Raw genomic sequence first — 19,526 nt, forward strand, 5'->3', positions numbered from 1 at the left:
GGCACGTTCCGGACAAGCTGGACCGTCACTCACCGCGCTGACCTCGTTGCGCGGAATGGCTCACTGTGCTGCGCTCAGTCCATCTCGGAGGAGGATTTAGTGGCCAAACTCAATGCGAAAACCCTGGCCTTGATTATTGGCGTGCTCTTCGTCCCGTTGATCCTGGTCGGATGTGCAAGCAATGAGGAATCGGGGGAGACCAGGATTTTCGAGATCGAGAACACGGAGGAGGTCTTCGGCAAGAAGGAAGAAGAAGATGTGACCGTCAGGAAGCACTACATGATCCTGAACCCACCCGAAGATCTAATAGAATTGAAAGAACTGGTCGAGAAGTACGGAAAGGAGCATCCAGTCGAAGGAGAAATCCAAGTGACAGAGGGCAAAACCCGTTTTTTTCACATGCACTTCTACCGGGAGAGTGACGATTTGCCGAGGAACTGGCAGCCGGATGAAGGGTACCTGAGCACGGATCGGCTGGAACATCACAAGAACGATCTTATTGCAGCGATAAACTGGTCGGATGCGGACCCGCAGAAAGAATACTATAGTTATGACAAAAGCAAGGAAGGGAAAATTATCAAGCGGATGCGTTTCGTGGGGAATCGGCTTGTCGAGTGAGGCTGGAGTCTCAAACAGATGTGCAGCGTTGCGATGGCTTTCCACATGCGCCGCCTGGTCCGCGGGTCGACCTACCGACGCCCGGTAGTTGTGAGCCATCGAGCAGCCGAAACCGCCCTTCGGCCGAAACCGGCCGGCCGGCCACCGCCCATGCCCGCCTCCCGGTCGCCGAAATCGCGGCGCCATACCGACGCCGGCTTCTCTAGGATCGCCTGATGTTCCGGCCGACGTACCCGATTCGTACCGCGCGGCTCACCTTGCGCCCGGTCACGCCGGACGACCTCGACGACGTGTACGCGTATCAGCGCCGACCCGACGTCGTCCGCTGGATGCTCGGCGCCGAACCGCGTACCCGCGATCAGTCGCGGGCGTCGGTGGTCGCCATGGCGGGCGAGGACGCGCTGCGCGCGGAGGGGGACTGCCTGACTCTGGCCGTGGCCACCGACGTCGGGGTGATCGGGACCGTGGAGTTGGTCTGGCGCAGCCGGCGCGATCGCACGGCGGAACTCGGGTACGTCTTCCACCCCGACCATGGGGGGCGCGGGCTGGCTACGGAAGCCGCTACGGCTTGCGTGGACTGGGGTTTCAACGAGTTTGGGCTGCACCGGATCTACGCTCAGTGCCACGGCCGGAATGCGGCCTCCGCCCGCCTGATGATCCGGCTCGGCATGCGCCAGGAGGCGCACCACGTCGATAGCTACCTCTTCCGGGGAGAGTGGGCCGACCGGCTCGTCTTCGCCGTCCTCGCCCGCGAATGGCGGTCACGCGCCACGAGTCCAGACGGCTGAAGTCCCCATCCGGCGCTCGGCCACGACTGACCCGCGCCGAAACTTCGGCACGTATCTGGCACAGACGCCCGCCACGGGCCGCTGACGGCCGGAGACACGACAAAGGCCGCTGCCTAGGTTTCCCTGGTCAGCGGCCTTTGTCGTGCTGCTCATCGGTGGTGCCCCCGGCAGGATTCGAACCTGCGCCCCCGCCTCCGGAGGGCGGTGCTCTATCCCCTGAGCTACGGGGGCTCAGCGACTCGGAAACTGTAGCAGGGCCCGCCGGGGATCACCGAATCGGTACCGGTCGTGTCGCCGGAGGCCCGTCAGGGCTGGGTCAGCCGGCCACAACTGGGCAGCGGATGGAGCATGATCCGGGCCGGCAGCCGGCGGGGCCACTCGCCCCGGGGCCAGGAGCCGTCGATTATGACGTGCACCGGGTGGCCCTCGTCGCCGCTGAGCCGGAGCAGGAAGTCCCGGGGTAGCGGTGGGTCGACCGACGGGGTGGTGATCATGAAGCGCACCCGACCCCGGGCGGAGACCGCGGAGATCACGTCCGCCGCCGGCATGGTGCCGCGCAACCGGATCCGGCCGATCCAGTAGATCTCGGCCCCGTGTTCCTGGGCGGCCCGGCTGATCGCCGGGTAGTCGACGCGTACCCAGCGCTCCACTGCGTCGACGCAGAGCCCGCAGGCCCGCTCCCGGGGCTCGCGGGGGCCGACCCCCCACGCCCGCAGGTACGCCCCGACGTCGGTGGCGTCCAGCGGCCGGTCGAACCGGCGCTGGACCAGTGCGGCGAGACTCTGCCGGGTCCACAGTTCGTCGGTCAGGTCGAAGGTGTCCGGGTAGGTGCCCCGGAGCACGTCGATCAGCTCTAGTTCCTCTTCGCGACTGAGCGCTCCCGGCTCGCCCGGCCGCTGTCCGCGACGGGCGGCTGCGACCGCTCCGTCACCACCGATGGTGTGGCGCCGGCACCAGCTGGTGACCGAACGCCGCGCGTCTCTGAGTGCAACCCCCACGTCTGGGGCAACGAGCACGAATCCCTACTGGTCACGATATGTGTGGAGAAAACTCTCTAAAGTGCGTAGACGGAATTAACTCCCAAAAGGGACTTAACGGGATTCTGGTCGTAAAGCAGGGCGGGGTGACCGCTGCTGCGATCACCCCGCCCCCGCCCGGCTCTCAGCCGCGTAGCCGCTTCAGCGCCGCCTGGAGGTTGGTCAGGTCGGTGCGCTGGGTGTTCCTCATCGTCTGCGCGGTGCGTACCACGTCCGGCTCGGCACTGGCCGCCAGCACCCCGTCGATCATGTGGATGCCGCCCAGGTGGTGCCTGATCATCATCTCCAGGAAGAGGATGTCCACCTCCCGCCCCTGTGCGGCGCGCAGCTTCGCCATCTCCTCGGCCGAGGCCATCCCGGGCATCAGGCCGTTGCGCACCAGGCCGGCGCCGTCCGGCATCCAGGCCATCGGCGGCTGCGAGCCGGTCGGATCCAGCCCCCAGGACCGCAGCCAGGTCTGCATGGTCCCCATCTCACCCTGCTGGCCGGTGGCGATGTCCACCCCGATCTGGCGTACCTCCGGATCGGTGGCGCGCTGGAACGCGATCAGACCCATACCGACCGCCTGGGCGTGGTGGGTCGACATGTCCCGGGCGAAACCGGCCTCCACCGAGGCGTCCCCCGGCCGGGTCAGCCGGGGCGTCAACAGGCCTCCGGCGTACCCCAGCAGCAGACCGACCACGACGGCGAGGGTGAGGACGAGGGTGCCGAACCGTCGACGGCCCCCGGCCCCCCGACCGTCGGTGTCGACGGTCGGGGGGTCAGTGGTCCGCTCGGTCTCCGCCGTCGCGGGTGCAGTCATCAGTCAGTCCCTCTTACTGCTGGGCCGGCATCTGATCGCCGAGGTTGCGCGGCGTGGTGCCGGTCGCGGTGATGCCCTGCTCGCAGTTGGCGTTCGGGCCCTCGATCGAGGCGTTGACCCGCAGGGTCTTGATGAACTCGTCGATCCGGCTGTCGTCGGCGTTGTCGACCTTGAGCTGGAAGCCCCACGCCTGGAGCGAGATCGCCTTGTCCAGCCCCTCGAACGGGCTGAGCATCATCTTCTCCTGGCCCTGCACCTTCTCGGTCAGCTTGGCGACCTGGTCGGCCGGCAGGTCGGGGCGGTAGGTGATCCAGACCGTGCCGTGCTCCAGGCTGTGCACCGCGTGCTCGTTGGCGATCGGCGCGTCGTAGACGTCACCCATGCAGTTCTGCCAGGCGGCGTTGTGCGGGCCGGCCACCGGCGGCAGGACCGGGTAGTTGATCGAGCCGGAGACGTGGTTGCCGCCCTCGACCATCTTCGGCTCGGTCGCGCGGTAGTTGACGATGCCGTCGATGGCGGTGGCCCGCTCCTCCCACGGCTTCGACCCCTGGAACGTCGCCCAGGCGCCGTACCCGATGATGCCGGCGGCCAGGACACCGACCGCGACGAAGAGTGCGATCGGGCCCCAGGCCCGGCCCTGGCTCACCTTCACCGGTGCGAGCGGCTTACGGGGGCCCTTGCCGCCGGCCGGGCGGGCACCGCCCGCCGGACGACCGGCGCCGGCCTTGCCCGTACCGGCCTTGCCGCCGGCCGCAGGCCGGTCGGCTGCCGGCTTCTTGCCGGTGCTGACCACGGACGGACGGCGCTGGTCGCCACCCGGGGTGCTGATGCTCATCGTGCCTCGTCAGGTCGGTCGGTCAGGGAGTGGCGGGCCACGGTACGCAGCAGGGTCGCCGCCGGGTGACCGAGTCTACCCCCGCTAGCATGTTTCAGTGACTCCCGCGAAACTGGCCGACCTCGTCCTCTCCGCAGCCCACGCCGTCTTCACCACCCGTGGGCTGGACCACTCCGCGCTGCCGGAGACGACCGCCGTCGAGCGCCCCCGTAACCCGGAGCACGGCGACTACGCCTCGACCCTGGCACTCCAGCTCAGCAAGCGGGTCGGGCTGCCGCCGCGGGAACTGGCCGGCGCGCTCGCCGACGAGTTGGCCAGGACCCCGGGGGTCAAGTCGGTGGAGATCGCCGGGCCCGGCTTCCTCAACATCCGCCTCGACGCCGCCGCCGCCGGGCAGCTTGCCCGCGCCATCGTGCTGGCCGGTGCCGAGTACGGCCGCTCCGACCGGCTCGCCGGCCAGCGGCTCAACCTGGAGTTCGTCTCGGCGAACCCGACCGGCCCGGTGCACATCGGCGGGGTCCGGTGGGCGGCGGTCGGTGACGCGCTGAGCCGGCTGCTCCGGGCCACCGGCGCCGACGTCGGCACCGAGTACTACTTCAACGACGCCGGCTCGCAGATCGACCGGTTCGCCCGCTCGCTGCTCGCCTCGGCCAAGGGGGAGCCGGCGCCGGAGGACGGCTACGGCGGGGCGTACATCGCCGAGATCGCCACCGAGGTCGCCACCCGCCGGCCCGAGGTGCGCCAGCTCGACGACGCGGCGGCCCAGGAGGTCTTCCGGGTCGAGGGCGTCGCGCTGATGTTCGACGAGATCCGTTCCTCGCTCGCCCAGTTCGGCGTGGAGTTCGACACCTACTTCAACGAGAAGGACCTGCACGACCGGGGCGAGCTGGAGCTGGCCCTGGCCCGGCTGCGCGAGCAGGGCCGGATCTACACCTCCGACGGCGCGGTCTGGCTGCGTACCACCGACTTCGGCGACGACAAGGACCGGGTACTGCGCAAGTCCAACGGCGAGTGGACGTACTTCGCCGCCGACTGCGCGTACTACCTCGACAAGCGGGAGCGCGGCTTCGACCGGGTCGTGATCATGCTGGGTGCCGACCACCACGGTTACCTCGGCCGGATGAAGGCGATGGCCGCCTGCTTCGGCGACGACCCGGCGGTCAACCTGGAGATCCTGATCGGGCAGCTGGTCAACCTGGTCCGGGACGGGCAGCCGGTGCGGATGAGCAAGCGCGCCGGCACCGTGGTCACCCTGGAGGACCTGGTCGACGCGATCGGGGTGGACGCCGCCCGGTACGCGCTGGCCCGGTACTCCAGCGACTCGCCGATCGACATCGACGTGGAGCTGTGGACCCGGTCGACCCGGGACAACCCGGTCTACTACGTGCAGTACGTCGCGGCCCGGACCGCGAGCGTGGCCCGTAACGCCGCCGACGTCGGGCTGGACCGGGGTGACGCGGACGCGTTCCGCCCCGAGCTGCTCGCCCACGAGAAGGAGAACGACCTGCTCAAGGCGCTGGGCGAGTTCCCGGCCGTGGTCGCCTCCGCCGCCGAGCTGCGCGAGCCGCACCGGGTCGCGCGCTACCTTGAGGAGTTGGCCGGGGCCTACCACCGGTTCTACGACAACTGCCGGATCCTGCCGCACGGCGACGAGGAGATCACCGACCTGCACCGGGCCCGGCTCTGGCTCAACGACGCCACCCGCACGGTGATCGCCAACGGCCTGCACCTGCTCGGCGTCTCCGCCCCGGAAAGGATGTAGTTCCCGATGCGCGCTCATGAGGCCGGTGCGCTGCACGGCGACATCGGCAGCCGGGGGCCGGCCTGGCTGCGTACCCCGGTGGACGTCAACGCCCTGGTCCCGCAGCTCTGGCCCCGGACGGTGGTCCGGAGTGCCGACGGTGTGCTCACCGTCGGCGGGCTGGACGTCCGGGCGTTGGCCGCCGAGTTCGGTACCCCGGTGTACGTCCTCGACGAGGAGGACCTGCGGTCCCGCTGCCGGGACTTCCGGGCCGGGTTCAGCGGTGACGACGTGTACTACGCGGGCAAGGCGTTCCTCTGCCGGGCCGTGGTCCGGATGGTCAACGAGGAGGGCCTGCACCTCGACGTCTGTACCGGTGGTGAGCTGGCGGTGGCGCTGTCGGCCGGGATGCCGCCGGAGCGGATCGGTTTCCACGGCAACAACAAGTCGGTGGCCGAACTGGCCCGGGCGCTGGACGCCGGGGTGGGGCGGATCATCGTCGACTCGGTCGACGAGATCGACCGGCTGACCGCGCTCGCCCGCGAACGCGGGGTACGCCCGAAGGTGCTGGTCCGGGTGACCGTCGGGGTGGAGGCGCACACCCACGAGTTCATCGCCACCGCGCACGAGGACCAGAAGTTCGGCTTCTCGCTGGCCGGTGGGGCGGCGGTGGCCGCCGCGTTCCGGATCATCGACGAGGACGTGCTGGAGCTGCGCGGGCTGCACTCGCACATCGGCTCGCAGATCTTCGACGCCAGCGGCTTCGAGGTCTCCGCCCGGCGGGTGCTGGGTCTACAGGCGCAGATCCGCGACGCCCGGGGAGTCGAGCTGCCCGAGCTGGACCTCGGCGGTGGCTTCGGCATCGCGTACACCACGCAGGACGACCCGTCGACGCCGCAGGAGCTGGCCAAGCGGATGCACAAGATCGTCGAGGACGAGTGCTTCGCCCTGGCGCTGCGGGTGCCGCACCTGTCGATCGAGCCCGGCCGGGCCATCGTCGGCCCGGCGGTGTTCACGCTCTACCAGGTCGGCACGGTCAAGGACGTGGACGGCCTGCGGACGTACGTCAGCGTCGACGGCGGGATGAGCGACAACATCCGGACCGCGCTCTACGACGCGTCCTACTCGGCGACGGTCGCCTCCCGGACCTCTGCCACCCCGCCCATTCTTGCCCGGGTGGTGGGAAAGCATTGCGAATCGGGGGACATCGTCGTGAAGGATGAATTCCTGCCCGCCGACGTGCAGCCCGGAGATCTTGTCGCCGTACCCGGCACGGGGGCGTACTGCCGGAGCATGGCCAGCAACTACAACCATGTACCCCGGCCCGGTGTCATCGCCGTCCGCGACGGTGTGGCCCGGGTGATCGTCCGGCGGGAGACCGAAGACGACCTGCTGGCATTGGACGTGGGATGACATCACCTGTGCGGTTGGCGCTGTTGGGTTGCGGGACGGTCGGCCAGGAGGTGGTCCGGCTCCTGCACGAGCAGGCCGCCGACCTCGCCGCCCGGATCGGCGCCCCGGTGGAGCTGGCCGGCATCGCCGTCCGCCGGCTCGGTCGGGACCGGGGTGACCTTCCGGTCGACCCGGCGCTGTTCACCACCGACGCGCTCGGCCTGGTCAAACGGGACGACATCGACGTGGTGGTCGAGGTGGTCGGCGGTATCGAGCCGGCCCGGACCTGGCTGGTCGAGGCGCTGCGGGCCGGCAAGAGCGTGGTGACCGCCAACAAGGCGCTGCTCGCCGAGGACGGCGCCGCGCTGCACGACGCGGCGGCCGAGGGCGGCGCCGACCTCTACTACGAGGCGTCGGTGGCCGGGGCCATCCCGCTGCTGCGCCCGCTGCGCGAGTCGCTGCACGGCGACACCATCACCCGGGTCACCGGCATCGTCAACGGCACCACCAACTTCATCCTCTCCGCCATGGACACCACCGGCGCCGGCTTCGCCGAGGCGCTGGAGGAGGCGACCGAGCTGGGGTACGCCGAGGCGGACCCGACCGCCGACGTGGAGGGCTTCGACGCCGCCGCGAAGGCGGCGATCCTCGCCTCGCTGGCGTTCCACACCCGGGTCGGTGCGGCCGACGTGTACCGCGAGGGCATCACCGAGGTCACCGCCGCCGACATGGCCAGCGCCAAGGGGATGGGCTGCACGATCAAGCTGCTCTGCATCGCCTCCCGGGGGCCGGACTCCACCGGTACCGACTCGATCAGCGTGCGGGTACACCCGGCGATGATCCCGCTGAGCCACCCGCTGGCCAGCGTCGGTGACGCCTTCAACGCGGTCTTCGTGGAGGCCGAGGCGGCCGGTCAGCTGATGTTCTACGGCCGGGGGGCCGGCGGCGCGCCGACCGCCAGTGCGGTACTCGGTGACGTGGTCGCGGTTTCCCGCAACCGGCTGGCCCAGGTCCGGCAGGCCAGCGAGTCCGCGTACGCCGACCTGCCGATCCGGCCGATGGGGGAGGCGGTCACCCGCTACCACATCAGCCTGGACGTGGCCGACCGGGCGGGTGTGCTGGCCGCCGTCGCGGGGGTCTTCGCCCGGCACGACGTGTCGATCGCCACGGTCCGCCAGTCGGGTCGCAACGACGACGCGACCCTGGTCATCGTCACCCACATGGCCTCGGACGCGGCGCTGGCCGCGACCGTGGAGGAGCTGCGCCGGCTGGACATCGTCCGTTCCATCGCCAGCGTGCTGCGGGTCGAGGGCGGTTCCTGAGCACCGGTCCACCGGCGGGCGGGCCCGGTCCGGACGGTGGATCTTTCCCGACAGGTGGTTAATGCCGGGTGCGGCGCAGTACCGGCGGGAAGGCTGGGCCAGGCTGGACGCGTCCCGCCGGGACGGGGCCTGAACAGGCAAGGAGAGCGACATGTGGCGTGGGTTGATCGAGGCGTACCGGGATCGGCTGCCGGTCACCGAGGCGACCCCGGTGGTCACGCTGCACGAGGGGAACACCCCGCTCCTGCCGGCCCCGGTGCTCTCCGCCCGGCTCGGCTGTGACGTCTATCTCAAGGTGGAGGGGGCCAACCCGACCGGCTCCTTCAAGGACCGGGGCATGACGATGGCCGTGTCCAAGGCGGTCGAGGTGGGCAACAAGGCGATCATCTGCGCCTCCACCGGCAACACCAGCGCCTCCGCCGCGGCGTACGCGGCCCGGGCCGGGCTGACCTGCGCGGTGCTCGTGCCCCAGGGCAAGATCGCGCTGGGCAAGCTGGCCCAGGCACTCGTGCACGGGGCGAAGCTGCTCCAGGTCAGCGGCAACTTCGACGACTGCCTGTCGCTTGCCGCGAAGCTCGCCCAGGACTTCCCGGTGGCGCTGGTCAACTCGGTCAACCCGGACCGGCTGCACGGCCAGAAGACCGCTGCCTTCGAGATCGTCGAGGCGCTCGGCGACGCGCCCGACATCCACTGCCTGCCGGTCGGCAACGCCGGCAACATCACCGCCTACTGGATGGGCTACACCGAGGACCACGAGGCCGGCAACACCACCCGGACGCCCCGGATGTACGGCTTCCAGGCGGCCGGAGCGGCGCCGATCGTGACCGGCCAGGTGGTCCGCGAGCCGTCCACCATCGCCACCGCCATCCGGATCGGCAACCCGGCGAGTTGGACGAAGGCGGTCGACGCCCGGGACGCCTCCGGCGGACTGATCGCCGCGGTCACCGACCGGGAGATCCTGACCGCGTACCGGCTGCTCGCCCGCGAGGTGGGCGTCTTCGTGGAACTGGGCAGCGCGGCCAGCGTGGCCGGCCTGCTCCAGCAGGCGGCGGCCGGTCTGGTGCCGGCCGGGTCGACCGTGGTCTGCACGGTCACCGGGCACGGCCTGAAGGACCCGGAATGGGCGATCTCCACCGCACCGGCGCCGAGCACCATCGCCAACGACGTGATGGCCGCCGCGCGGGCCCTCGACCTGGCCTAGCGGGGCCGGTCACACCGGTTTCGTGGGCGGCTCGCACACCGTTTGCCGCTGCCCGGCGTCGGCGTGCCCCCGGGACGGGTCGGAAGACCGGGTCAGGCAGACTGCCCTTACCGAGCCGAACCTCTTCTCCAGGAGTGAGCCACGCCGATGTCGCTGCTCGCCAGATTAAGCCTCGCCAACCGGGGGCTGGTCGCCCTCATCGCGGTGGTGATCACGGCGTTCGGGGCGTTCGCCGTGCCGTCGCTGAAGCAGCAACTGTTGCCGTCGCTGGAGTTGCCGGCCGCCTTCATCGTGGCCAGTTACCCCGGTGCGGCGCCCGAGATCGTCGAGTCGCAGGTCACCGAACCGATCGAGAACGGCATCCAGGGCATCGCCGGGCTCACCAAGGTCTCCTCGACCACCCAGGAGGGTGCGACGACCATCCAGGTCGAGTACGAGTTCGGTACCGACCTCGACGACGTGGTCAACAAGATGCAGACCGCGCTCAACCGGATCGACGCGCAGCTGCCGGAGAACGTCGACCCGTTGGTGCTCGCGGGCAGCACGGACGACCTGCCGGCCGTGGTGCTCGCCGCCTCCGGTGGGGGCGGTGACGAGCGGGCGCTCGCCGAGAAGCTGCGGGCCACGGTGCTGCCGGAGCTGGAGACGATCGAGGGGGTCCGGACCGTCGAGATCAGCGGTGCCCGGGACCAGGTCGTGGTGATCACCCCGGATCCGGTCAAGCTGGCTGCCGCCGGGGTCGACCCGTCCACCATCGGTACGGCGCTGAAGACCAGTGGCGTCGCGGTTCCCGCCGGCGCGGTGGTCGACGGCGAGCGGGCGCTCACCGTCCAGGTCGGTACCCGGATCACCACCCTCGACGACCTGCGGGGCATCTACGTCGGCCGGAACGGCCGGGGCACCGCACCGGTACGCCTCGGTGACGTTGCCACCGTCGAGCAGCAGCTCGCCCCGGCGACGTCGTTCACCCGGACCAACGGCCGGGACAGCCTGGGCGTGGCGGTGACCGCGGCACCGGACGGCAACGCGGTGGAGATCTCCCACGAGATCCGGGACCGGCTGGCGGCGTTGGAGGCGGCCTCCGGCGCCGACCTGGACGTGGTCTTCGACCAGGCGCCGTTCGTGGAGAAGTCCATCGAGAGCCTGACCACGGAGGGCCTGCTCGGCCTGGTGATGGCCGTCCTGGTGATCCTGGTCTTCCTGCTCTCGGTGCGCTCGACCCTGGTCACCGCGGTCTCCATCCCGCTGTCGGTGGTGGTGGCGTTGATCGCGCTCTGGGTCGGCGACTACTCGCTCAACCTGCTCACCCTCGGCGCGCTGACCATCGCGGTCGGCCGGGTGGTGGACGACTCGATCGTCGTCCTGGAGAACATCAAGCGGCACCTCGGGTACGGCGAGAGCAAGCGGGACGCCATCCTCACCGGCGTCCGGGAGGTCTCCGGCGCGGTCACCGCCTCCACCCTGACCACGGTCGCCGTCTTCGCGCCGATCGCCCTGGTCGGCGGGTTCGTCGGGCAGCTCTTCGCGCCGTTCGCGATCACCGTGACGGTGGCCCTGCTCGCTTCGCTGCTGGTGTCGCTGACCATCATCCCGGTGCTGGCGTACTGGTTCCTCCGCCCCGCGTCGGGTGGCGCGGACGAGGCGGCGGTACGCCGGGCGGCCGAGGAGAAGGAGCTGCGCAGCCCGTTGCAGCGGGCGTACCTGCCGGTGATCGGGTTCGCCACCGCGCGGCGCTGGGCCACCGTGGCGATCGGCCTGGTGGTGCTGATCGGCACGTTCCTCCTCGCCACCCGGCTGGAGACCAACTTCCTGGACGACTCGGGCCAGGACACCCTGAGCATCACCCAGGAGCTGCCGGCCGGTAGTGGGCTGGCGCGGACCGACGAGGCGGCCCGCAAGGTCGAGGCGGTGCTGGAACGGACCGAGGGCGTCGAGACGTACCAGGTCAACGCCGGTGGCAGCGGGCGCCCCTGGGAGGGGTCGTCGGCCAGCACCAAGGCCACCTACTCGGTGGCGCTGGCCGAGGACGTCGATGCGGAGGCGCTGAAGGAGAAGCTGCGCGGCGAGCTCGGCGCGCTCGGCGCGGGTGAGATCAGCTTCGGCGGCGGCGGAGAGGGCGGCGGGTCGGCCAACCAGCTCGCGGTGATCGTCCAGGCCGCCGACGCGGAGACGCTGGCCCGGGCAGCCGAGCAGGCCCGGGCGGCGATGGCCGCCACCCCGGACGTGGTGGACGTCTCCTCCAGCCTCGCCGAGCGGGTGCCGCGGGTCGACGTGGTGGTGGACCGGGGCGCTGCGGCGCGGGCCGGTCTCTCCGAGGCGGCCATCGGCCAGCTCGTCGCCCAGGCGTTCCGGGGCAGCCCGCTCGGGCAGGTCTCGCTCGACGGTGAGCAGCAGAACGTGGTGCTGCGGTTCGGCGGCAAGCCGCCGCTGACCGCGGCGGAGCTGCGGGCGCTGAGGGTGGGTCCGGTGACCCTCGACGCGGTCGCGGACATCCGCCAGGTGGACGGGCCGATCGCGGTGACCCGGATCGACGGCGAGCGTAGCGTCACGGTCACCGGTACGGCCACCGGTTCCAACCTCGGGGCGACCACCCAGGAGCTGGAGAAGCGGCTGGCGGAGATCGACGTACCGGGGGCCACTTTCACGGTCGGCGGGGTCAGCGCCGAGCAGCGGGAGGCCTTCGCCGACCTGGGTCTGGCGGTGCTGGCCGCCATCGCCATCGTTTTCGTGATCATGGTGGCCACGTTCCGTAGTCTGATCCAGCCGCTGATCCTGCTGGTCTCGATCCCGTTCGCGGCCACCGGTGCGATCGGTCTGCTGCTGCTCACCGGCACTGCGTTGGGCGTACCGGCGCTGATCGGTGTGCTGATGCTGGTCGGCATCGTGGTGACCAACGCGATCGTGCTGATGGATCTGATCAACCAGTACCGGGCACAGGGGATGGGCGTCCGGGAGGCGGTGATCGAAGGTGGCCGGCGTCGCCTGCGACCGATCCTGATGACCGCGATCGCGACGATCTTCGCGCTGCTGCCGATGGCCTTCGGCCTCACCGGGGAGGGCGGGTTCATCTCGCAGCCGCTGGCCATCGTGGTGATCGGCGGTCTGCTCAGCTCGACCCTGTTGACCCTGGTCCTGGTGCCGACGCTCTACACCATGGTGGAGAACACCAAGGAGCGGTTCCGCCGGCGCTTCGGTCGTCCGGACGGTGCCGCGCCGGTACCGGCTGACGGGGATTCCGCCGCGACCGCCCGGCCGGCGCCGGCCGGCGCCGCGCCGACCCCGTCGGCGGCGCTGATCGGCGGTACCGACCAGTTCGAGGTGCTGCGACTGCCGAAGAGCCGCCAGTCGCCGCTCCCGCCGCAGGAGTAGCCAACGGGCCGGCCCGGTGCCTGAACGGATGCACACGTCCCGGACGCGGATCGCGCGTCCGGGACGTGCCATTTCCGGCAGAGTATGAAACCCGCTCGTACAACTCATTACCTCTGATACTCTCCGTAATTAGAGCATTCGCGGAGAGTGGTAAAGATGGGTGCGGTGCGGTTGCCGGGGCGCCGCGTCCTGCTGCGTCGCGCCGCACTGCTCGCCGCGGGCGCCGCCGCCGGAGCGGTCACCTTCGCCGAGGCGACCCGGTACGCCGACCGGCGGCTCCCGCTCGGCGACGGACCGGCCGGCAGCACGACCGGGGTCGGTGACCAGCCACCCGGCGACGGAGGACTGCGGGTGGTCTGGACGGTCCGCACCGACCGGCGTCAGGTCGCTCTCACCTTCGACGACGGTCCGGCGCCACAGTGGACCCCGATGGTGCTGGACATCCTGGACCGGCACCGGGTCCCGGCGACGTTTTTCCTGGTCGGTGAGCGGGTCCGGGCGTCGGCCGGGCTGATCCGGGGCCGACTGGACCAGCACGAGGTGGCCAACCACAGCTGGGCGCACCGCGACCTGGCCCGGATGGACGCCGACGAGGCCTACCACGACCTGCGCCGGGCCCACACCGCGATCGCCGAGGCGACCGGCCGGGAACCCCGGATGCTCCGGCCCCCCTGGGGCCACCTCGGCGGCGGCACGCTGCACGCCGCCGCACGGATGCGGTACGACCTGGTGCTCTGGTCGTTGCAGATGCGCGAGACGGTCTACCCGGGTGATCCCGCCGGCCATGCCCGGCACATCGTGGCCGGGGTCCGTCCCGGGACGATCCTGCTGGCCCACGACACCGGCACCGCCACGCGTCTGGTCGCACTGCGTGGCCTGCCCGACATCATCGACGGGCTACGGGACCGGGGCTTCGAGTTCGTCACCGTCTCCGCCCTGCTGGCCGGGGGCCCGGGCACATCACCCCGGCTAGCGTCACCCGCGTCCGACCTGCCGGGTAGCGTTCCGGTGCGTGCCGTCCCCGCTCCGGGTCCTTGCCCGTAACCGCAGCTTCCGCCGTCTCTTCCTCGCCGAACTGATCGTTTTCGGCGCCGACTGGTTCGTGATGGTGCCCCTGCTGGTGCTGCTGCCCGAGTTGACCGGCAGCGGCATCTGGGGGGCGCTCGTGCTGGCCGCCGACACCGCCATCGTCGCGCTGATGCTGCCGTTCACCGGGACGATCGCCGACCGGATGGACCGCCGCAAGATCATGATGGTGGCAAACCTCGGTGCCCTGGCCGGCGTACTGCTCCTGCTCCTGGTGCGCAGTGCGGGCACCGCCTGGCTGGCCCTGCTCGCGATCGGGACGGTCGCGGTCGCCAAGGCCCTCTACTCGCCGGCCGCCCAGGCGGCCCTGCCCAACGTGCTCGAACCGGACGAACTGGCCGCCGGCAACGCGGTGGCCGGTTCGGCCTGGGGCACCATGACCGTGGTCGGCGCCTCGCTGGGCGGCGTGATCAGCGCGGCCTTCGGGCCGTACGTCTGCTTTTGGATCGCCGCGGTCGGCCTGGTCGTGGCGGCCGTCATCGCCGCGCGGATCCGCCGCCCGTTGCAGGCTCCCCGGGACCAGTCCGTCCCGGCCCCGCGCACCTGGGCGGCGATCGGCGAGGCGATGCGGTACATCGTCCACCGGCCCTCGGTACGGGCCCTGGTCACGGTCAAGTCGGCGGTCGGGCTCGGCAACGGCGTGCTGACCGTCTTTCCGCTGCTCGCCGGGGTGTACGGGGTTGGCGCGGTCGGTCTCGGGCTGCTCTTCGCGGTCCGTGGCGCCGGCGCCCTGGTCGGCCCGGTGCTGATGCGGCGGGTGCTGGGCAACCGGTCCTGGCTGCTGCCCGGTCTGGCCTGGTCGATGGCCCTCTACGGGCTCGGCTATCTCGGGGTCTCGGTCAGCCGGTGGTTCCCGCTGGTGCTGGTGCTGGTCTTCGTGGCGCACTTCGCCGGCGGCAGCAACTGGGTGATGTCCAACTACGCCCTACAGGGCGAGGTCCCGGACGGGCTGCGCGGGCGGGTCTTCGCCACCGACATGATGCTGGCGATGGTCGCGGTGGCGGTGAGCCAACTGGTGGTCGCCGGCGTGGTCGACCTCGTGGACGAGCGGGTCGTACTGGCCGGCTGCGGCCTGGTCACGGTGGTCTACGCGATCGGCTGGCGGCTGGCCACCCGCCGGTTGTCGCTGGCCGAGCCGGCCGGCGTGCCCGACCGGGCGACCGCCTAGTGCGGTGCCGGCGTGCCCGACCGGGCGACCGCCTAGTGCGGTGCCGGCGTGCCCGACCGGGCGACCGCCTAGTGCGGTGCCGGCCTGCCCGGCCGGGCGACCGCCTAGTGCGGCTGCCCGGCAGGTGGTGGCACGGCCCGCCGGCCGGCCAGCACCGCCGCCACCAGCAGTCCGAGCCCGGTGGCATGCCAGAGACTCAGCAGCACCCCGACCCCGGAGCCGGCCAGGCCCAGCTCCCGGGCGGTCCAGTCCTGCCGGACCAACTGGGTGAACAGCACCGCCCAGCCGATGCTCAGCAGGTCGCCGAGCACTAGCACACCCATCCCGGCCAGGGCCAGCGTCCCGCTACGGCCGGGCAGGCGCCCGCGCGCCGTACCGACCAGGATCAGCCCGACGAGCAGTACCAGCAGTGTCGGCAAATGGCTGGCGACCTGTCCCACGACGTACCCGAACACACCCATCGCCCTCTCTGTCCTCATCCGGTGACCCCGGTCACGCTAACCGGACCGATCAACCGTCCCAGGCAGCGGACAAGGACGCGATCAGGGCCGGTCAGGCGGCCTAGCATGGCCCGATGACCTTCGTTTCCGGCCCGGTGCGGGTCCGGGTTCCCGCCACCAGCGCCAACCTGGGGCCAGGTTTCGACGCGCTCGGTCTGGCGCTCGCGCTCCACGACGACGTCAGCGCGGAGGTCACCGGGGCCGGTTGCCAGGTGGCGGTGTCCGGCGAGGGCGCGGGTGAGCTGCCCGCCGACGAGAGTCATCTGGTGGTACGTGCCATGCGGGCGGCCTTCGACGCACTCGGCGGGCAGCCCGCCGGGTTGGCGGTGACGGCGGTCAACCGGATTCCTCAGGCACGCGGTCTCGGTTCCTCGTCGGCGGCGATCGTCGCCGGGATCCAGCTGGCCCGGGGCCTGGTCGAGGGCGGCACCGAGCAGCTCGACGACGCGGCGGCGCTGCGGCTCGCGGCCGAGCTGGAGGGGCACCCGGACAATGTGGCGCCCTGCCTGCTCGGCGGGTTCACCATCGCCTGGACCGAACCCACCGGTGCGCGGGCGGTGTCGCTCACCCCGGCGGCGGGGGTACGGCCGACAGTCTTCGTCCCGACCGGCCGGGGGTTGACCTCGGTCGCCCGGGCGGCCCTGCCGCCGACGGTGCCGCACGCGGACGCCGCCTTCAACGCCGGCCGGGCGGCGCTGCTGGTACCGGCCCTCACCAGTGATCCGTCGCTGCTCTTCGCGGCCACCGCCGATCGGCTGCACCAGGACTACCGGGCGGCCGGGCTGCCGTCCACAGCGGCGCTGGTCAATGGGTTGCGTGCGGCCGGTGTGCCCGCCGTGGTCAGTGGGGCCGGTCCTTCGGTACTGGCATTCACCCCCGTCCCGGAAGGATTCGCACCGGGAATGGAATGGACCGCGTGGCAGTTGCCGATAGATGTAGCCGGGGCCCGAGTCGATCGGGGTACACTGGGACACGCCGAGCGGGACCCTGTTGCCGCAGGTCGGAAGAGTTGATTACGCTCTAGACTTAGCACAGCCGCGAAGCACGCGATCTCCCTGCGGGTCGGCGCACCCCCGAAGCTTTCGGCGGTTAGCCCGTCTCACCCCTGCCTAGGCCCACGCCGCACCGCAGTATCCACAGGATCGCCGCAGACGGCGAGACCTACCCACCGACGTCTGGTGGGTCGGGAAACCAACCGGCTGTGTGGCAGACTCCCGCGACGCGTCACGCGAGGCGGGTGCACCGAGGCCGCCCGGCCACCTGTTTCGACCCCGGGCAGCCCGGCCTATCGAGGGAAGGAATCCATTGAGCGACACCACCGACGTGACGTCGGATGTTTCCAACGTCGCTGGCGATGCCACCACCACCGCCGCTCCCGCCCGTCGTCGGCGGACCGGCACCGGTCTGTCGGCGATGCTCCTGCCGGAGCTGCAGAGCCTGGCCGCGTCGCTCGGCATCTCCGGTACGGCCCGGATGCGCAAGGGTGAGCTGATCAGCGCCATCTCCGAGCGACAGGGCGCCGCCGCCGGTACCACCCCCCGGCCGCGTGCCGAGGTGGCGGCTGCCACCGCACCGGTCCGGGACGAGGTCCGTGCCGAGGTCCGGGACGGTGGTGAGCGTCCGGAGGCGGAGCGCCGGGGCGCTGTCGAGACGGCAGCGCAGCCGACTCCGGCTGGTGAGACCGAGCCGCAGCCCCGGACCCGGGGTCGGCGGTCCACCCGGGCCACGGCGACTACCGAGGCACGACCGGCGGAGGCGACCCGGGCCGCTGAGCCACGTGCTGCCGAGCCGCGTGCCGCTGAGCCGCGTACGGAGGAGACGCCCGCCGCCGAGCCGGCCGAGCGGGTCGAGTCCCGTCCGAGCCGTGACCGGGGCGAGCGCGCGGACCGGGGCGAGCGAGCGGAGCGGGGCGAGCGAGGCGAGCGCAACGACCGCAGTGACCGGGGCGAGCGCAATGAGCGCGCCGACCGGGGCGAGCGCAATGAGCGCGCCGACCGGGGCGAGCGCAATGAGCGCGCCGACCGGGGCGAGCGCAATGAGCGCGCCGACCGGGGCGAGCGCAATGAGCGCGCCGACCGGGGCGAGCGCAATGAGCGCGCCGACCGGGGCGAGCGCGGGGACCGCAACGACCGGGGGGCGCGTGCCGCCGACCGGGACAACGACGGTGACGACGACGGCGATGGCGGCGGCCGGCGGAGCCGGCGCAGCCGGTTCCGGGACCGCCGGCGTGGTCGGGGCGACCGCCCCGAGGGCGCTGCGGAGACCGGTGGCGGCCGGGAGCCGCAGGTCAGCGAGGACGACGTGCTCGTCCCGGTGGCCGGCATCCTGGACGTGCTCGACAACTACGCCTTCGTCCGGACCACCGGCTACCTGGCCGGCCCGAACGACGTCTACGTGTCGATGTCACAGGTCAAGAAGTACGGCCTGCGGCGCGGCGACGCGGTGACCGGTGCGGTCCGCGCCAACAACCGCGACAGCGGTGAGCAGCGGCGGGACAAGTACAACCCGCTGGTGCGGCTGGACACGGTCAACGGCATGGAGCCGGAGGAGGCCCGCCGCCGTCCGGAGTTCTACAAGCTGACCCCGCTCTACCCGCAGGAGCGCCTGCGGCTGGAGACCGAGCCGCACATCCTCACCACCCGGGTCATCGACCTGGTCACGCCGATCGGCAAGGGCCAGCGGGCACTCATCATGTCGCCGCCCAAGGCCGGTAAGACCATGGTGCTCCAGGCGATCGCCAACGCGATCACCCATAACAACCCGGAGTGCCACCTGATGGTGGTACTGGTCGACGAGCGGCCCGAAGAGGTCACCGACATGCAGCGCTCGGTCAAGGGCGAGGTCGTCGCGGCCACGTTCGACCGTCCGCCGCAGGACCACACCACGGTCGCCGAGCTGGCGATCGAGCGGGCCAAGCGCCTGGTCGAGCTGGGCCACGACGTGGTCGTACTGCTCGACTCGGTGACCCGGCTCGGTCGGTCGTACAACCTGGCGGCGCCGGCCAGCGGCCGGATCATGTCGGGTGGTATCGACTCGACCGCGCTCTACCCGCCGAAGCGCTTCCTCGGCGCGGCCCGCAACATCGAGAACGGCGGGTCGCTGACCATCATCGCCACCGCGCTGGTGGAGACCGGGTCCGTGATGGACACGGTCATCTTCGAGGAGTTCAAGGGCACCGGTAACGCGGAGCTGAAGCTGGACCGGAAGATCGCCGACAAGCGGGTCTTCCCGGCCATCGACATCCACACCTCCGGTACGCGTAAGGAGGAGATCCTGCTCGCGCCGGAGGAGCTGGCCATCACGCACAAGCTCCGCAAGGTCCTGCACTCGCTGGACTCGCAGGCCGCGCTGGACCTGCTGCTGGACCGGCTCAAGCAGAGCCGTACCAACATCGAGTTCCTGATGCAGATCGCGAAGTCGGCGCCGGGCGAGTAGCTCGGTCCGAACGTCACGCCGAAGGGCGCCACCGCGTGCGGTGGCGCCCTTCCACGTAGGTGCCGATCATGGAGTTGTGGTGGGGTGTATGGGCGGGTTCGTGGCTTTTGCGGGGCACCACAACTCCATGATCGGCGGGGTGACGTGCAAGGTGGCGACTGGAGGGCTGGAGTTTTCCTTCGGTTAAGTCGGAGGGTATTGAAACTTCTATTCACCATCCGGTTGACTGACG

15 protein-coding genes and 1 tRNA gene are annotated in these 19,526 nt (G+C 71.0%); 11 read left to right on the forward strand and 5 right to left on the reverse strand.

Going from position 1 to position 19,526, the window contains the following annotated elements; all coding sequences use genetic code 11:
• On the forward strand, positions 1–618 hold a 618-nt coding region (locus V6U90_RS12300), incomplete at its 5' end, for a hypothetical protein (RefSeq protein ID WP_334434679.1).
• Positions 619–833: 215 nt separating this feature from the next.
• Entirely contained in the window at positions 834–1,406 is a 573-nt protein-coding gene (locus V6U90_RS12305; RefSeq protein WP_334434681.1) for a GNAT family N-acetyltransferase, read from the forward strand.
• A gap of 156 nt (positions 1,407–1,562) precedes the next feature.
• On the opposite strand, the gene V6U90_RS12310 is transcribed toward V6U90_RS12305, so the two are convergent.
• The 4 genes from V6U90_RS12310 to V6U90_RS12325 all read right to left on the reverse strand — a co-directional run bounded on the left by V6U90_RS12310 (position 1,563) and on the right by V6U90_RS12325 (position 4,080).
• Positions 1,563–1,637, reverse strand: a tRNA-Arg gene (locus V6U90_RS12310).
• Positions 1,638–1,711: 74 nt separating this feature from the next.
• A complete protein-coding gene (locus V6U90_RS12315; RefSeq protein WP_334434888.1) occupies positions 1,712–2,404 on the reverse strand; it encodes a winged helix-turn-helix domain-containing protein in 693 nt (230 codons plus the stop codon).
• A 163-nt stretch (positions 2,405–2,567) separates the two neighbouring features.
• Positions 2,568–3,245, reverse strand: coding sequence for a DUF305 domain-containing protein (locus V6U90_RS12320; protein WP_334434683.1), 678 nt, complete (start codon positions 3,243–3,245; stop codon positions 2,568–2,570).
• A gap of 13 nt (positions 3,246–3,258) precedes the next feature.
• Positions 3,259–4,080, reverse strand: a complete 822-nt coding sequence (locus V6U90_RS12325) for a DUF3105 domain-containing protein (protein WP_334434684.1) — start codon at positions 4,078–4,080, stop codon at positions 3,259–3,261.
• Positions 4,081–4,177: 97 nt separating this feature from the next.
• On the opposite strand from V6U90_RS12325, the gene argS reads away from it, so the two are divergent.
• The 7 genes from argS to V6U90_RS12360 all read left to right on the forward strand — a co-directional run bounded on the left by argS (position 4,178) and on the right by V6U90_RS12360 (position 15,359).
• Positions 4,178–5,842: an arginine--tRNA ligase gene (gene argS / locus V6U90_RS12330; RefSeq protein WP_334434685.1), complete on the forward strand. Its 1,665-nt coding sequence runs from the start codon at positions 4,178–4,180 to the stop codon at positions 5,840–5,842.
• 6 nt (positions 5,843–5,848) lie between these two features.
• Entirely contained in the window at positions 5,849–7,234 is a 1,386-nt protein-coding gene (lysA, locus tag V6U90_RS12335; protein WP_334434686.1) for a diaminopimelate decarboxylase, read from the forward strand.
• Between the two features lie 8 nt (positions 7,235–7,242).
• A complete protein-coding gene (locus tag V6U90_RS12340; protein WP_334434890.1) occupies positions 7,243–8,535 on the forward strand; it encodes a homoserine dehydrogenase in 1,293 nt (430 codons plus the stop codon).
• Positions 8,536–8,686: 151 nt separating this feature from the next.
• Complete coding sequence (gene thrC, locus V6U90_RS12345; RefSeq protein WP_334434687.1) at positions 8,687–9,736, forward strand: threonine synthase; 1,050 nt, start codon at positions 8,687–8,689, stop codon at positions 9,734–9,736.
• Positions 9,737–9,883: 147 nt separating this feature from the next.
• Positions 9,884–13,105, forward strand: coding sequence for an efflux RND transporter permease subunit (locus V6U90_RS12350; protein WP_334434689.1), 3,222 nt, complete (start codon positions 9,884–9,886; stop codon positions 13,103–13,105).
• 156 nt (positions 13,106–13,261) lie between these two features.
• Complete coding sequence (locus V6U90_RS12355) at positions 13,262–14,149, forward strand: polysaccharide deacetylase family protein (RefSeq protein WP_334434691.1); 888 nt, start codon at positions 13,262–13,264, stop codon at positions 14,147–14,149.
• Positions 14,118–15,359: an MFS transporter gene (locus tag V6U90_RS12360; RefSeq protein WP_334434693.1), complete on the forward strand. Its 1,242-nt coding sequence runs from the start codon at positions 14,118–14,120 to the stop codon at positions 15,357–15,359. The genes V6U90_RS12355 and V6U90_RS12360 overlap by 32 nt, the downstream gene beginning before the upstream one ends.
• Before the next feature lie 104 nt (positions 15,360–15,463).
• Here the strand turns inward: V6U90_RS12360 and V6U90_RS12365 are convergent, their stop codons facing one another.
• Positions 15,464–15,838, reverse strand: coding sequence for a hypothetical protein (locus V6U90_RS12365; RefSeq protein WP_334434695.1), 375 nt, complete (start codon positions 15,836–15,838; stop codon positions 15,464–15,466).
• A 95-nt stretch (positions 15,839–15,933) separates the two neighbouring features.
• Between V6U90_RS12365 and thrB the strand changes: the two genes are divergently transcribed.
• Complete coding sequence (gene thrB / locus V6U90_RS12370; RefSeq protein ID WP_334434697.1) at positions 15,934–16,872, forward strand: homoserine kinase; 939 nt, start codon at positions 15,934–15,936, stop codon at positions 16,870–16,872.
• A gap of 292 nt (positions 16,873–17,164) precedes the next feature.
• Entirely contained in the window at positions 17,165–19,294 is a 2,130-nt protein-coding gene (rho, locus tag V6U90_RS12375; RefSeq protein ID WP_334434699.1) for a transcription termination factor Rho, read from the forward strand.
• Positions 19,295–19,526: the final 232 nt, after the last annotated feature.

Origin of the sequence: Micromonospora sp. CPCC 206060 (genome assembly GCF_036906895.1) — a bacterium.
GTDB lineage: Bacteria > Actinomycetota > Actinomycetes > Mycobacteriales > Micromonosporaceae > Micromonospora.

Excerpts from the sequence above, each read along its gene's own strand:
- lysA (WP_334434686.1), top strand. The coding sequence starts at position 5,849 with ATGCGCGCTCATGAGGCCGGTGCGCTGCACGGCGACATCGGCAGCCGG.
- V6U90_RS12320 (WP_334434683.1), bottom strand. The coding sequence starts at position 3,245 with ATGACTGCACCCGCGACGGCGGAGACCGAGCGGACCACTGACCCCCCG.
- thrC (WP_334434687.1), top strand. The coding sequence starts at position 8,687 with ATGTGGCGTGGGTTGATCGAGGCGTACCGGGATCGGCTGCCGGTCACC.
- V6U90_RS12350 (WP_334434689.1), top strand. The coding sequence starts at position 9,884 with ATGTCGCTGCTCGCCAGATTAAGCCTCGCCAACCGGGGGCTGGTCGCC.
- V6U90_RS12305 (WP_334434681.1), top strand. The coding sequence starts at position 834 with ATGTTCCGGCCGACGTACCCGATTCGTACCGCGCGGCTCACCTTGCGC.
- V6U90_RS12355 (WP_334434691.1), top strand. The coding sequence starts at position 13,262 with ATGGGTGCGGTGCGGTTGCCGGGGCGCCGCGTCCTGCTGCGTCGCGCC.
- V6U90_RS12325 (WP_334434684.1), bottom strand. The coding sequence starts at position 4,080 with ATGAGCATCAGCACCCCGGGTGGCGACCAGCGCCGTCCGTCCGTGGTC.
- thrB (WP_334434697.1), top strand. The coding sequence starts at position 15,934 with ATGACCTTCGTTTCCGGCCCGGTGCGGGTCCGGGTTCCCGCCACCAGC.
- V6U90_RS12365 (WP_334434695.1), bottom strand. The coding sequence starts at position 15,838 with ATGAGGACAGAGAGGGCGATGGGTGTGTTCGGGTACGTCGTGGGACAG.